The 13,444-nt window shown below is 37.2% G+C and carries 15 protein-coding genes and 1 tRNA gene; 1 reads left to right on the top strand and 15 read right to left on the bottom strand.

Features of this window, described 5'->3' with window-relative positions; all coding sequences use genetic code 11:
• Nucleotides 1-3 precede the first annotated feature (3 nt).
• The 13 genes from WC644_09170 to rpsL form a co-directional block, all read right to left on the bottom strand.
• Nucleotides 4-1,494, bottom strand: coding sequence for an amino acid permease (locus tag WC644_09170; protein ID MFA5012105.1), 1,491 nt, complete (start codon nucleotides 1,492-1,494; stop codon nucleotides 4-6).
• An 84-nt stretch (nucleotides 1,495-1,578) separates the two neighbouring features.
• On the bottom strand, nucleotides 1,579-2,673 hold the full coding sequence (locus WC644_09165) for a CapA family protein (GenBank protein ID MFA5012104.1): 1,095 nt from the start codon (nucleotides 2,671-2,673) through the stop codon (nucleotides 1,579-1,581).
• An 81-nt stretch (nucleotides 2,674-2,754) separates the two neighbouring features.
• Nucleotides 2,755-2,994, bottom strand: a complete 240-nt coding sequence (locus tag WC644_09160) for a zinc ribbon domain-containing protein (GenBank protein MFA5012103.1) — start codon at nucleotides 2,992-2,994, stop codon at nucleotides 2,755-2,757.
• A 147-nt stretch (nucleotides 2,995-3,141) separates the two neighbouring features.
• A complete protein-coding gene (locus WC644_09155) occupies nucleotides 3,142-3,999 on the bottom strand; it encodes an RNA polymerase sigma factor RpoD/SigA (protein ID MFA5012102.1) in 858 nt (285 codons plus the stop codon).
• Between the two features lie 122 nt (nucleotides 4,000-4,121).
• Nucleotides 4,122-4,424, bottom strand: coding sequence for a 50S ribosomal protein L23 (gene rplW / locus WC644_09150; GenBank protein ID MFA5012101.1), 303 nt, complete (start codon nucleotides 4,422-4,424; stop codon nucleotides 4,122-4,124).
• A gap of 9 nt (nucleotides 4,425-4,433) precedes the next feature.
• Nucleotides 4,434-5,063: a 50S ribosomal protein L4 gene (gene rplD / locus WC644_09145; GenBank protein ID MFA5012100.1), complete on the bottom strand. Its 630-nt coding sequence runs from the start codon at nucleotides 5,061-5,063 to the stop codon at nucleotides 4,434-4,436.
• A gap of 2 nt (nucleotides 5,064-5,065) precedes the next feature.
• Nucleotides 5,066-5,689 (bottom strand): 50S ribosomal protein L3, encoded by a 624-nt coding sequence (gene rplC, locus WC644_09140; GenBank protein MFA5012099.1) that lies wholly within the window; start codon nucleotides 5,687-5,689, stop codon nucleotides 5,066-5,068.
• 33 nt (nucleotides 5,690-5,722) lie between these two features.
• Nucleotides 5,723-6,031 (bottom strand): 30S ribosomal protein S10, encoded by a 309-nt coding sequence (rpsJ, locus tag WC644_09135; protein ID MFA5012098.1) that lies wholly within the window; start codon nucleotides 6,029-6,031, stop codon nucleotides 5,723-5,725.
• Nucleotides 6,032-6,100: 69 nt separating this feature from the next.
• Nucleotides 6,101-7,309: an elongation factor Tu gene (gene tuf / locus WC644_09130; GenBank protein ID MFA5012097.1), complete on the bottom strand. Its 1,209-nt coding sequence runs from the start codon at nucleotides 7,307-7,309 to the stop codon at nucleotides 6,101-6,103.
• A gap of 66 nt (nucleotides 7,310-7,375) precedes the next feature.
• Nucleotides 7,376-7,449, bottom strand: a tRNA-Ile gene (locus WC644_09125).
• Nucleotides 7,450-7,583: 134 nt separating this feature from the next.
• Nucleotides 7,584-9,674, bottom strand: coding sequence for an elongation factor G (gene fusA / locus WC644_09120; protein ID MFA5012096.1), 2,091 nt, complete (start codon nucleotides 9,672-9,674; stop codon nucleotides 7,584-7,586).
• Nucleotides 9,675-9,707: 33 nt separating this feature from the next.
• Nucleotides 9,708-10,175, bottom strand: a complete 468-nt coding sequence (rpsG, locus tag WC644_09115; GenBank protein ID MFA5012095.1) for a 30S ribosomal protein S7 — start codon at nucleotides 10,173-10,175, stop codon at nucleotides 9,708-9,710.
• Between the two features lie 27 nt (nucleotides 10,176-10,202).
• Complete coding sequence (gene rpsL / locus WC644_09110; protein MFA5012094.1) at nucleotides 10,203-10,589, bottom strand: 30S ribosomal protein S12; 387 nt, start codon at nucleotides 10,587-10,589, stop codon at nucleotides 10,203-10,205.
• A gap of 366 nt (nucleotides 10,590-10,955) precedes the next feature.
• Between rpsL and WC644_09105 the strand changes: the two genes are divergently transcribed.
• Nucleotides 10,956-11,678 carry a hypothetical protein gene (locus WC644_09105; protein ID MFA5012093.1) on the top strand — a complete coding sequence of 241 codons (723 nt, stop codon included), beginning with the start codon at nucleotides 10,956-10,958 and terminating at the stop codon, nucleotides 11,676-11,678.
• A 4-nt stretch (nucleotides 11,679-11,682) separates the two neighbouring features.
• Here the strand turns inward: WC644_09105 and WC644_09100 are convergent, their stop codons facing one another.
• Both WC644_09100 and WC644_09095 read right to left on the bottom strand, forming a co-directional pair.
• Nucleotides 11,683-12,762 carry a hypothetical protein gene (locus WC644_09100; GenBank protein ID MFA5012092.1) on the bottom strand — a complete coding sequence of 360 codons (1,080 nt, stop codon included), beginning with the start codon at nucleotides 12,760-12,762 and terminating at the stop codon, nucleotides 11,683-11,685.
• Between the two features lie 82 nt (nucleotides 12,763-12,844).
• A complete protein-coding gene (locus WC644_09095; protein MFA5012091.1) occupies nucleotides 12,845-13,444 on the bottom strand; it encodes a YigZ family protein in 600 nt (199 codons plus the stop codon).

Below are 13,444 nucleotides of genomic sequence, written 5' to 3'. Positions count from 1 at the left end.
ATTCTATTGCTTGTTATTTGGATTCATAATACTATGTCTTCTGCTGTAAGTGAAATAAATCACCATCCCTATTCCCAGCCAAAGCAAAAGTCTCCACCAGTTCTCAAGCGGTAATGAAAACATTAATAAGATACAAATTAACATCCCGAGTAGAGGTGTAATTGGATAGAATGGAGCCTTAAATGGTCGTTCAGCATTTGGATTTGTTTTACGCATAATCAGTACTGCTGTACAGACAATAGTAAATGCAAAGAGTGTACCAATACTGACTAATTCTGCTAATATCCTTAGCGGTAAGAAACCCGTTAAAATACTCACAAAAATTCCTGTTAAAATTGTAGTTTTATATGGTGTTTTAAATTTTTGATGCACTGCACCAAAAAAATTCTTAGGTATCATACCGTCTCTTGCCATTGCAAGCATTATCCTTGGTTGGCTGAGAAGTAGAACTAACAATACTGATGTTATACCCGCGATCGCTCCGAGTGATATGATAAAATTTGCCCATGTTATTCCAATGCTTTGAAACGCTTCTGAAACCGGTGCATCGATATTTATCTGATCATGTGGGACCATACCTGTTAATACAATTGCTACGAGTACATACAATATTGTACAGATAATCAGAGAATATATAATTCCCTTGGGTACGTCTTTGCTCGGTACTTTTGCTTCTTCTGCGTGTGTCGAAACGGAATCAAAACCGATATAAGCATAAAATATAACAGCTGCACCTGCAATCATTCCGAGCGGTGCTCCATTATTTCCAACCATTCCCCAAACTGTGTTCCCAAAGAAACTCACTCCTCCCCATCCATACGGTGCAAAATTATCCCAGTTATTTGTATCTATAAAAAATGCTCCTACTATTATTACAAACAAAACTATAGCCACTTTTAATATAACCATTGCAGTATTAAAACCTGCACTTTCACGGATACCTTTTACTAGTATTGCTGTAAGTATTAATGTTATTAAAACAGCGGGCAAGTCAACAATGGACCCTGTTAAAATAAGGTGGCCTGTTTCAAAACTGTAGTCAAATGGTGCTCGTGAAAGCAATGAAGGAATATTTATATCAAATATTTGAAGAAAACCCTGAAAATAATGAGACCACCCGTGTGCTACTGATGCCGATCCCACTGCATATTCAAGAACAAGATCCCAGCCTATTATCCAGGCTAATAACTCTCCCATTGTTGCATATGCATAAGTATAAGCTGAACCCGCTATCGGTACCATTGATGCCAATTCTGCATAACACATTGCAGCAAATACACACGCAAGACCTGCCACAAGAAATGATACAATTATTGCAGGTCCTGTTTTATCATGAGCAACAATACCTGTGAGCACAAATATACCCGTGCCGATTATTGCACCAACTCCAAGACTGGTTAATGCCAGAGGACCTAAAATACGGCGCAATCGGTTCTCGCCTTTCATTTCCTCCTTTATCATCGCAAGCGATTTCTTTGCAAAAAATTGATTCATCTTATATGTTTTCAGAAGAATTACAAATATTATTCAATTTAAAGATAGTATTCTATATATGAAATGAATTAAGTATACTTAATTTCATTTGCTCGAATTAGTTACAATATTACCATCAAATTTGACAGCATTTTTCCCAAAGTTTTTTTCGGTCAGTCTTATAATTGTCTTCAAAGCCGTCTCATTTTCATCAATCGTTGGAAAACCTCTTCTAATTTGTTTTATTGATGTTATTTCTGATTTAATAAACACTCCTTTTTTTGTCAAGAACACTTTTATTATAGGAGCAATCCCCTGAACACCCGCTAAAGAAAACTTCCCGTAAGTGCAGAAATTCCCGAGACTGTATGCTATAAACTTTCCTTTGTAAATTTCTACTGCTCTCGTTACATGAGGACCATGCCCGAAAACTAAATCCGCACCATAATCAATCGCGCTGTGAGCAAAATCATAAACATCTCCCCTGTCCTCACCCAGAAAAATTTCGTTTCTCATCGGGATATTCTGAGCTCCGGCACCCTCCGCACCGCTATGAAACATTACAACTAAAATATCGCATTCAGACTTTAACTCCTTAATCGTTTTTTCTATTAATTCCTCATTGTTAATGTTAATCGTCCCTCTGTTTGGTGCAAATCCTGCAAATCCAATCTTTTGTCCCTTTACTTCCTTAATGGCAGTTGGGTAATCTGTTGTTCCTGCATAAAGTATTTCATTGCTTTCTAGTACATTATAAGTAACCTCTCTTCCTTTTGTACCCATGTCAAATGCATGGTTATTTGCCAGATTCATATAATCAAAACCGGCATCAGACAAATATTCTGCGTATCTTTCAGGCATTCGGAATGAATAGCATCTTTCCGGGGTTTCGCATTCTTTCGGAGTCCCGCCTGAATTGAGGAACGGTCCCTCCAGGTTTCCCATAGTTATATCAGCATTTCGTAAAATATCTTTAACGTCGTTATATAAATCTTTTCCGTCATTAGGAGGAAGATCAGAATAAGGATATGTAGTACCCATCATAATATCACCTACACCAATTATTGTAATTGTATCATCTACAAATTTAGTGAGCGTATCATTTTCAGAAGCTGAATTTCCGGATTCTTTAATACTATTCTTGTCACAAGAAGACAGAATTACTAATACAGGTATAAGAAGAAGGTATATGTATTTCATGTGTAAATATAGCAATAGTCTTATAAATAAAAAAGGGTTTGCGATTAGTATCACAAACCCTTGTTAATAATAAAACGAATTTTAGTTTAAGCCACACAAACCATTAGCGCATCCACCTCCATAAGAAGGCATTCCGCACGAACCTCCTTCACATACAGCAGAATTACCCGATGACATTACTGATGAGAAGGTTGACATCATTTTAATATGACTTTTTGATTTGCATGAAGGACATACAACATCCTTCACATTCTCTTTCGTCTTATGAAATACTTCATAATTCGAGTTGCATTCCGTGCATTTATATTCAAATACTGGCATACTTAATTCCTTTTAGATTTAGAATATTATTTTTAATTGCTAATGGCAAATATATTTAATCGATACAATAAAATCAATGATTTTCCCTAATTAAAAACTGCCTTCCTGAATGCTACAGGAAGGCAGTATCTTAAAACCTGATAATAATTATTGACCTAAATAAGCTTTAAGTGATTTGCTTCGTGAAGCCTGTCTCAACCTTCTTATTGCTTTTTCTTTTATCTGTCTGACACGCTCTCGAGTTAGTTTGTACTTATCGCCTATTTCTTCCAGTGTTAACGGATTCTCTTTCTCAAGACCATAATAAAGCTTCACAACTTCTTTTTCCCTCTGTGAAAGTGTATCCAATGCTCTTTCAATTTCTATCCTCAGAGAATCTTTCAACAATCCCTGATCAGGCATCCTCTCGGCTTTATCCGGCATTATGTCAATTAACTTAGTGTCTTCTCCATGTATGCTCGGTGCGTCCATTGAGACATGTCCGCTTGAATTCTTCAAAGTTTCCTGAACCTCATAAATACTCATATCGAGTTTCTCGGCAATCTCAAGTACATTTGGTGCACGCTCATTACTTTGCTCAAGCTCGCTTATAGTCTTCGAAATCTTGCTCTTTTGCTGAACGATATTCAGAGGTAGTCTTACTACTCTTGATTGTTCAGCTAAAGCCTGTAATATGGATTGTCTAATCCACCATACAGCATACGATATAAATTTAAAGCCCCTTGTTTCATCAAATTTCTTTGCTGCTTTTATCAGCCCGAGATTACCTTCATTTATAAGGTCATTCAGCGATAATCCCTGATTCTGATATTGCTTTGCGACACTTACAACAAAACGAAGATTTGCTCTGACTAATGTGTCTAAAGCTTTCTTTTCGCCTTTCTTGATTCGCTTTGCGCAGTCAATTTCATCAGCAACACTTAATGGGGTTGTTTTACTGATTTCCTTCAGATATATATCGGTCGATTGATTTTCGCGGCTTGTATATTGTTTTCCTAATTTCATATCCTTTTAAATTGCAAAATTTATCTGCACTTAATTAAACTGCAAAAATAGGAACTTAGTTTCATTAGAAACTAAATCCCTATTTATCTTTCATATCTTAAAATATCCCAATATTGATTTTATTATTCTGTCGGATTTCCGCCAATTAAATCTATCTTATCTTCCTTGTGTAAAGTAACAATTGCTTTCTTTCTGTCTGCTCTAAATCCTGAGAATTTGCCTTTTTTAGTCATAGCTGATTTCAGCTTTCCCTTCATAACCAAGGTTCTTACATTCGTTACCCGTACTTTGAACTTCTTCTCAACAGCACCGGCTATTTCAATTTTATTTGCATCTATTCCAACTTCAAAAGCATACTGGTTTCTCATTTCCTGTAAACCTGTATTTTTCTCAGTTATTAACGGTCTGATTATTATTCTTTTCATTTTTCTAATTTATGATAATAAAGGTTTGCATAATTTCTCTACTGCTGACTTCTGTATTAATAACATCTTGTTGTTCAGTAAATCATAAGTTGCAGCCTGGTCCGAAATCAATACATTTAACTTTGGAAGATTCCTGCCTGATTTATACAGATTCTCATTTTTTTCAGAAACTAACAAAAGAGTCTTAACCGCGTCCAGTTTCAATGATTTTACCACTTCAATCATATCCTTTGTCCTTGGCTTTTCGAAATTGAAATCCTCAACAACTGTAATTTCATTTTCTTTTGCTTTTAAGCTTAAAGCGCTTTTTCTCGCAAGCCTTGCTGCCTTCTTAGGAATATCAAGGTAATACCTGTGAGGTTTAGGTCCGAATATCGTACCGCCGCCAACCATTACTGGTGAACGACTTGTACCTCTTCTTGCATTACCGGTACCTTTTTGCCTGTATGGTTTCTTTCCGCCACCTCTGACTTCTTTTCTTTCTTTAGTCTTGTGTGTACCCTGTCTTCTGTTCGATAAATATGTTCTTACTGCCTGATAAATTAAATGTGTATTGGGTTCAATTCCGAATATTTCATCAGGTAGATTGACTTTTTCACCGCTGTCAGTTCCGTTTATTTTTAATACTTTAAGTTCCATCGTTAATTTTTATAAATTTCAACTAATCCGGAATTTGCTCCCGGTACAGCGCCTTTAATTAATATAAGGTTTGAATCTGGAATTATCTTTACAACTTTAAGATTTCGAACTGTTACTTGATCTCCGCCCATTCTTCCAGCCATTCTCTGTCCTCTCCAAACTCTGGAAGGATAAGATGATGCTCCGATTGATCCGGGCGCTCTCTGTCTGTCACTTTGACCGTGTGTTCTCACACCACCGCCAAAGCCGTGTCTTTTCATGACACCCTGAAATCCCTTGCCTTTTGAGGTTCCTGTGACTTTTACCTTATCGCCGATTTTAAATACTACATCTACTTTTATCTCATCGCCAACTTTTAAATCTGTTATGGGATAATCCCTTAACTCTTTCACGTAGCGAGGAGGTGCTATTTTTAAATCCTGATAACCTTTTCTTTGAGGTTTGTTGACATTCTTTTCTTTCTTTGTCTGAAATCCTACTTTTACTGCTTCATATCCATCCTTCTCTTTCGTCTTTATCTGTGTCACAACGCAAGGACCGGCTTCAATTACTGTGCAGGGAACTGCATTACCGGTCTCCTCAAAGAATGTTGTCATCCCGATTTTTTTTCCTAATATACCTAACATTTCCGTTTAAGTTTTATTTAATAAATCTTACTCTTACACCTTTATTTCAATGTCAACACCACCCGGAGGATCCAGCTTGGTCAAAGCATCAACAGTCTTGTTGGAAGAATTTAAAATATCAATCAGTCTCTTGTGTGAGCGTGTTTCAAACTGTTCACGTGACTTTTTGTCTACATGAGGTGATCTTAGTACTGTATATACGTTCTTCTTTACCGGTAAAGGTATTGGTCCGCTTACAATAGCACCTGTCTGCTTGATTGTCTTTATTATTCTTTCAGTCCACTTGTCCAGCAGGTTGTGGTCGTAAGATTTTAATTTAATCCTGATTTTTTGTGTTGCCAATTTTTTATGGTTTTGTATTTTTACATTGAAAGAGCGGTGTGTCCGCTCTTTCGTATGAAATAAAATATTTTATTTGATTATCTTTGTAACAACTCCTGAACCTACTGTTCTGCCGCCTTCTCTGATAGCAAATCTTAATTTATCTTCCATTGCTATCGGTGCAATCAGAACTACTTTCAATCCGTCTAAGTTATCTCCCGGCATAACCATCTGTACATTTTCTGGTAAGGTTACAACCCCTGTTACGTCAGTCGTTCTGAAATAGAACTGAGGTCTGTAGTTGTTTGAAAAAGGTGTATGTCTTCCGCCTTCTTCTTTCGACAATACGTAAACCTGTGCTTCGAATTCTGTGTGAGGAGTTACTGATCCTGTTTTTGCAAGTACCATTCCTCTTTCGATTTCTTTCTTGTCAACACCTCTTAAAAGAAGTCCGCAGTTATATCCTGCTACTGCTTCGGTTAAGACTTTATTGAACATTTCAGCACCAGTTACAACTGTTTTCTTGTGTGCACCAAGTCCAACCAATTCAACTTCATCACCAACTTTTACTCTGCCTCTTTCAACTCTTCCCGTTGCTACTGTTCCGCGTCCAGTGATTGAGAATACGTCTTCAACCGACATTAAGAACGGTTTGTCGTTTTCTCTCGGCGGCTCAGGAATGTAAGAATCAACTGCATCCATTAAATCCCATATACACTGGAATCTCGGATCATCAATACCTATTGAATCATCAAGACCGGCCTCCATAGCCTTTAATGCTGAACCTCTTATTATCGGAATATCGTCACCAGGGAATTCATACTTTGAAAGTAATTCTCTGATTTCCATTTCAACGAGTTCAAGTAATTCAGGGTCTGCTGCGTCAACTTTGTTTAAGAATACGACCATTGCTGGAACACCAACCTGACGTGCAAGAAGGATGTGCTCTCTTGTTTGAGGCATAGGACCGTCTGTTGCGGCCACTACGAGAATGGCGCCGTCCATCTGTGCAGCACCGGTAATCATATTTTTTACGTAGTCAGCGTGTCCCGGACAGTCTACGTGTGCATAATGTCTTCTTTCTGTCTGATATTCAACGTGAGCAGTTGCAATCGTAATACCTCTCGCCTTTTCTTCAGGTGCCTTATCAATTTCATCAAATTTCTTTACTTTTGCTGAGCCTTTTCTTGCTAAGCACATTGTGATGGCAGCGGTTAACGTGGTTTTTCCGTGGTCAACATGCCCGATGGTTCCAATATTAACGTGTGGTTTCGACACGTCATATGTTTCTTTTGCCATTTCTCTTAATCTCCTATATAGAAGTTATTTAAAGTTAGTTAATAAAAATTTTTTAAAAAAATCTTGTGGGTCAGGGAGGAATTGAACCTCCCACCTCGTGCTTATAAGGCACGCGCTCTAACCAACTGAGCTACTGACCCAGCTTTGTCCTTGCGGACGGAAACCCTCCAACACTATCCGCGGAGTGGTGTTCGGGTTTTATAGAGCTTTTCCCGTGTCTAATCGACGAGTTCTATTCTTCCTTAAAAGAACTGACCCAATATTGTTTAAAGAACTATTTCTTTCTTGATCCCGTGTAATTTTCTATTATCTTTTCAGATACAGATTTTGGTGCTTCATCATAATGAGAGAATTGCATCGTGTAAATTGCTCTTCCCTGCGTCATTGATCTTAATGTTGTTGCATACCCGAACATTTCGGATAGTGGTACCATTGCTCTTATTACCTGTGCATCACTTCTCTGACTTTGTCCTTCAATTCTGCCTCTTCTCGAACTTAAATCTCCCATTACCGAGCCCATGTAATCCTCAGGTGTTACTACTTCAACATCCATGATTGGTTCAAGTAATACAGGATTTGCTTTCCTTGCTGCTTCTTTGAAAGCCATCGATCCTGCAATCTTAAACGCCATTTCCGACGAATCAACATCATGATATGATCCATCAAACAATGTAACCTTAACGTCCTCAACTGGGTAACCTGCTAGTACGCCATTCTTCAGTGCTTCTTCAATTCCTTTCTCAACAGCAGGTATGTACTCTCTTGGTATTACACCTCCTACTATCTTATTCTCAAAAATAAATCCTTTTCCTTTTTCATTTGGTTCTAAATCTATCCATACGTGACCAAACTGTCCTTTACCGCCCGATTGTCTAACAAACTTATGCTCCTGAGTAACTTTCTTCCTTATTGTCTCTTTGTATGCAACCTGAGGCTTGCCAACATTTGCATCTACTTTAAACTCTCTCTTTAATCTATCAACAATTATTTCAAGATGAAGTTCACCCATTCCTGATATCAGCGTCTGCCCCGTTTCTTCGTCAGAACTAACTCTGAATGTTGGATCCTCATCCGAAAGTTTTGAGAGTGATTCACCAAGCTTATCCTGATCAGCCTTTGTTTTAGGTTCGATAGCAATCTGTATAACAGGCTCTGGAAATGTCATTCTCTCGAGTATTATCTGGTCATCTTCTGTGCACAATGTATCACCTGTCTTTGTATGTTTCAAACCAACTGCTGCTGCTATATCACCCGTGTATACTTCTTTTATATCTTCTCTATGATTAGCATGCATCTGTAAAATTCTGCCGAGTCTTTCCTTCTTTCCCGAAACAGAATTATAGATATAACTTCCCGCTTCGGCTTTCCCGGAATAAACTCTAAAGAAACATAACTTTCCTACATACGGATCAGTCATAATCTTAAATGCTAATGCAGAAAACTTTTCTTCATCCGATATTTGTCTAATCACCTGGTCATCTTTATGATAATGGTGAGCAGTAATTTCCTTTAAGTCTAAAGGAGTTGGCAAAAGCTCAATTATCATATCCAGTAAATTCTGAATGCCCTTATTTTTAAACGATGATCCGCAAAGTACAGGTATTATCTTAACCTGTAAAGTTGCTTCTCTCAAAACTCTGATTATTTCCTTTTCAGTAATTTCTTTCCCTTCAAGAAATTTCTCCAGCAATGTATCATCAACATCAGAAACCGCTTCAAGAAGTTTCTGTCTGTATTCATTTGCAAGAGTTGTCATTGAAGATGGTATTTCAATATCTTCAAAAGTTGAACCTAATGTATCTTCATTAAACATCCTCGCTTTCATTGTAATAAGATCAATAACGCCCTTAAACATATCCCCCTGACCCACAGGCAAAAGTATCGGAACCGCATTTGCTTTGAGTCTGTCCTTCATCATATTAATCGCATGAAAGAAATCCGCACCTGTTCTGTCCATCTTATTCACAAAAGCAATTCTTGGTACTCCGTATTTATCAGCCTGACGCCATACTGTCTCTGACTGCGGTTCTACACCTCCTACTGCACAAAATAATGCAACTGCGCCGTCAAGTACTCTTAAAGAACGCTCAACTTCTGCTGTAAAGTCTACGTGCCCTGGAGTATCAATAATATTAATTCTATGATTTTTCCAGCTGCATGTTGTTGCAGCTGATGTTATTGTAATACCTCTTTCCTTTTCCTGTTCCATCCAATCCATCGTAGCTCCTCCCTCATGAACTTCGCCCATTCGGTGAAGCCTACCGGTATAATACAAAATTCTTTCTGTTGTTGTTGTCTTTCCGGCGTCAATGTGCGCCATAATACCAATGTTTCTTGTTCTTTCTAAAGGTACCTGTCTAGGCATCTTTTAAATTTCCCTCTCCTTATAATTTATAATTTACCATCTAAAATGTGCAAACGCTTTGTTAGCTTCTGCCATCCTGTGAACATCCTCTTTCTTCTTCACTGAGCTGCCTTCACCAACGGAAGCTGCCATTAATTCATTCGCAAGCCTCTGAGCCATTGTCTTTTCACTTCTTGCGTTTGAATATGTTAATAACCATTTTATTCCAAGTGCAATCCTTCTGTCAGGTCTAACTTCAGTAGGAATCTGGTAGTTTGAACCACCGACTCGACGTGAACGAACCTCTATTGAAGGCATTACATTGTTTACTGCTTTATTGAATACTTCCAGAGGATTTCCTTTCGTTTTTTCCTCAATAATATCAAAAGCTTTATACAATATTTTCTGGGCGACAAGTTTTTTGCCGTCCTGCATGATTGAATTTATGAATCTCCCGACAAGTATATCATTATACTTAAAATCAGGAATTCTGATTCTTTTCTCTGCTCTTTTTCTTCTCATTAAAAAAGATATTTTATGTTAGAAAATTTATTTAGCGGCTGCTTCTTTAACTCTCTTTGCGCCGTATTTTGATCTTGACTTCTTTCTGTTGGCAACGCCAGCGGTATCTATTGCACCACGAATGATGTGATACCTAACGCCCGGAAGGTCTTTTACTCTTCCGCCACGGATTAATACTATGGAGTGTTCCTGTAGATTGTGACCCTCACCCGGTATGTAAGCAGTTACTTCGATACCGTTCGTCAACCTTACTCTGGCTACTTTTCTGAGTGCAGAATTCGGTTTCTTCGGAGTGGTCGTGTACACACGAGTGCATACACCCCTCTTCTGAGGACATGCATCCATCGCAGGAGCCTTGCTCTTATAGACCTTATCCTTACGTCCTTTGCGAACTAATTGATTTAATGTTGGCAATCGAATCTATTTTTAAATTACAAAATAATTGGAAACCTTTAAAATACTAATTTTATTCCATTTAGTCAACTCAATTTAGCATATTACCACTCACTTCTTTCATTTTCGACAATTTTGCTTTTTCTTTATAACTTGCCTCTAATTAGTCTCTAATTAGTCTTTAATTAGGTACATGTGTACTCTTAATAAACCCTTAAAAATGCAAAATTTCGCAGGTTTTACTAATCACACCATTATTCCAAAACTCTTGATAAAACATATATTTATAAAATTGAGGGCAATACCATATTTTGCCATTTTTCATAACACAATATTTTGTTAATTTTTCATAACTAATATTCCCCATAAACTTAAATTTATGATATTATGAAAAATTTAATTGTTCTGTTTTTATTACTTCCTTCAATTATTTCTATTAGCTGTAACACAGATAATACAACAAATTCAGCCGACCCAAATGAAATTTTATTGCAGCAATTCCGAAATGCAATCGCTGATGCATCAAAACCTCTGACTAAAAGCGGAATTGATACAACCCTTACGTCTATTATAAACACAAACACACAACTTCAGTGGGATCAAGCAAATGTTCTTTGTGTAACATGGACAAGTACTACTTATTTTGACGACAAAATTGATTCAACAATTGTCACTGCAAGTGATATGTGGGTCACCGTTGTCCCCGTCGTGAAAGTCATGATGGGTCATTTTGTTATGGAAACAATCAATCCCGAACTTCGAATGAAACAACTTCTTGGTATGTGGCCAGATAAACCAAGAACAAGGTTTGTTGAGGTTTGGGCGGATACAAACACAATGTTCAGACCCTGTCCTGACCCTGAAATCTGGGATTGCAAATGTGATACTGTATTTCCTGCTAACGTTAGCACAGCACACATCCAGTGGTTTAATAACGAAATCATAAACAAATACGGCCCAGATGGTTACCCGTGGACAAGACAGGGCTATACCTATGACTGGGGCGGTAGAACAAAATTCGGATTAAGCGAATTTGTAATTAAAAAAGGAGTACCCGTAAAGATTAAAAGCGTCACAACTCCGTCAACTTTGTACACAATGTATAAATAATCTGTTAAAAGTCTAACTTAATACCGAATGAAAGATTGTCTGGAATACTTCCGCCTTCAGAAGTAACGGATCTGTCAATTGCACCTTCAATATAAAGCAATAAATTTTTTACAGGTTCAAACTGCAAACCGTAAAAATAAATAAGTCTGCAAAAATTCTTGTTTATCAGAGCATCCACATTCTGCGGCTGTTTATAATTCACACCGCCTAAGATACCCCATTTTTTGAAAGGTACCCACTTCGCTGCAATTTCGACACCATAACCTGAATAAACAACCGTTGAATCATGTGAAGTCGCTATATCGCCATTTTCCTGATAAGCGTATGTTACTCCTAAAAATACATCGTCTGTCGAATAATTTAAACATGCGGCTGCATATATTGGATTTCCATGAAGACCGCGAATCCTTTTGCCCGCATTCGGATCCAGAAAAACATTATTAAATGCTGCACCTAAATTAATATTAAAAGGTAATTTGTATATCACAGATCCGCCTATACTATTAAATACACTATTAAACTTCTCTTCAGACAATTTAAACTGGGCTGCTAACGCTACATTAAAATTGCCAAGTGAATTTTTGTAAAGTACTGAATTAGACGCTCTTCCTGTTCCGGTTGCTCCCCCGTCTGTACCGTCCGGAGTATAAACATAAGAAGCATAACCGCTATTATTTTCCGAAATATCAGTAATAGAAGCAACTTCGTAGTATGCGCTCGTTTGTTTTCCGAGTGAAACTACACCATATTCATTGAAATCCGCTCCGACAAATCCTTTCCTTATCCCAAATACATTAGCGGGATCAGAAGAACTGACATTAAGAAATCCCGTTGAACTCCCGTTATCCGGTGAGAGAAGAAATTTATCATTCGAGTTGAGCAATACTGATAACTCAATACCTCCGAATATTCTTATACCGGGATTTATTTTTTTACTGACTTTTAATCCAAGCCTCGAACCTCCGTCAACAATCCCAATGTTCTTATCCGTTGTAATCATCATTATTGTAAACCTACCCCAAGGATTGAGCTCTGTCTTTGAATCATCCTGAGAAATAAGATTTCCAAACGGGGAAAAAATCATAAGTAAAAAAACAACAAAATTAACATGGTAACGTTTCTGTCCCATTTTCAATATTATGTTTTATTCTAAAATGATACTACAGTTAATATATTAAAATTGTACCTTTAGTTATATCAAATAATTCGGTATTAAATTTATCAAGTAAGCTTATTCTTACTTCGCAAACAAGAATCACCTTATCAGTTGAGTTATTTTCAACAATAGTTATTAAGTTCGTTTCAATAAATTTCATAACAGCACTAATGTAGCTGTAATTAAATTGAATAATCTTCCTTTCTGTCAAAATTACCTGTCTCTTGTCCGATATTCTCAGACATTCATCAGCCGCATTAAAATAAGCTCTTTTCAGCCCTCCGACTCCGAGTTTTATCCCACCGAAATATCTAGTAACAACTATAAGGACGTTTTTCAACCCATGTTTGTTGATTGCATCATAGATGGGTTTTCCCGAAGAGCCTGCAGGTTCACCATCGTCATTATATCTGAAATTGCCTTTTTCGAAAAGAACATAAGCAAAAGGATGGTGTCTGGCGTCAAAATATTCTTTTCGTATCTGATTTAATATATTTGAACTTTCTTCCGGATTACTTAAAGGATAAGCATTAGCAATAAATTTTGAGCGTTGAATTTTTAGTTCAATTTTTGTTTGATGTGATAGGGTTATGTAACTATCTTGTTCCAA

The sequence above is a fragment of the Ignavibacteria bacterium genome (assembly GCA_041649015.1).
Taxonomy (GTDB): Bacteria; Bacteroidota; Ignavibacteria; order Tepidaquicellales; family Tepidaquicellaceae; genus CAIKZJ01.
The sequence above is the reverse complement of the archived record's forward strand: the minus strand, read 5'-3'. Positions and strand labels throughout refer to the sequence as shown.

Bases quoted from the DNA above. Each gene is read 5' to 3' on its own strand.
- rpsG (MFA5012095.1), bottom strand. From the start codon at position 10,175: ATGAGAAGAAAAAGAGCAGAGAAAAGAATCAGAATTCCTGATTTTAAG.
- WC644_09105 (MFA5012093.1), top strand. From the start codon at position 10,956: ATGAAAAATTTAATTGTTCTGTTTTTATTACTTCCTTCAATTATTTCT.
- tuf (MFA5012097.1), bottom strand. From the start codon at position 7,309: ATGGCAAAAGAAACATATGACGTGTCGAAACCACACGTTAATATTGGA.
- WC644_09165 (MFA5012104.1), bottom strand. From the start codon at position 2,673: ATGAAATACATATACCTTCTTCTTATACCTGTATTAGTAATTCTGTCT.
- fusA (MFA5012096.1), bottom strand. From the start codon at position 9,674: ATGCCTAGACAGGTACCTTTAGAAAGAACAAGAAACATTGGTATTATG.
- rplC (MFA5012099.1), bottom strand. From the start codon at position 5,689: ATGTTAGGTATATTAGGAAAAAAAATCGGGATGACAACATTCTTTGAG.
- WC644_09160 (MFA5012103.1), bottom strand. From the start codon at position 2,994: ATGCCAGTATTTGAATATAAATGCACGGAATGCAACTCGAATTATGAA.
- WC644_09155 (MFA5012102.1), bottom strand. From the start codon at position 3,999: ATGAAATTAGGAAAACAATATACAAGCCGCGAAAATCAATCGACCGAT.
- rplD (MFA5012100.1), bottom strand. From the start codon at position 5,063: ATGGAACTTAAAGTATTAAAAATAAACGGAACTGACAGCGGTGAAAAA.
- WC644_09170 (MFA5012105.1), bottom strand. From the start codon at position 1,494: ATGAATCAATTTTTTGCAAAGAAATCGCTTGCGATGATAAAGGAGGAA.
- rplW (MFA5012101.1), bottom strand. From the start codon at position 4,424: ATGAAAAGAATAATAATCAGACCGTTAATAACTGAGAAAAATACAGGT.
- WC644_09100 (MFA5012092.1), bottom strand. From the start codon at position 12,762: ATGATTTTTTCCCCGTTTGGAAATCTTATTTCTCAGGATGATTCAAAG.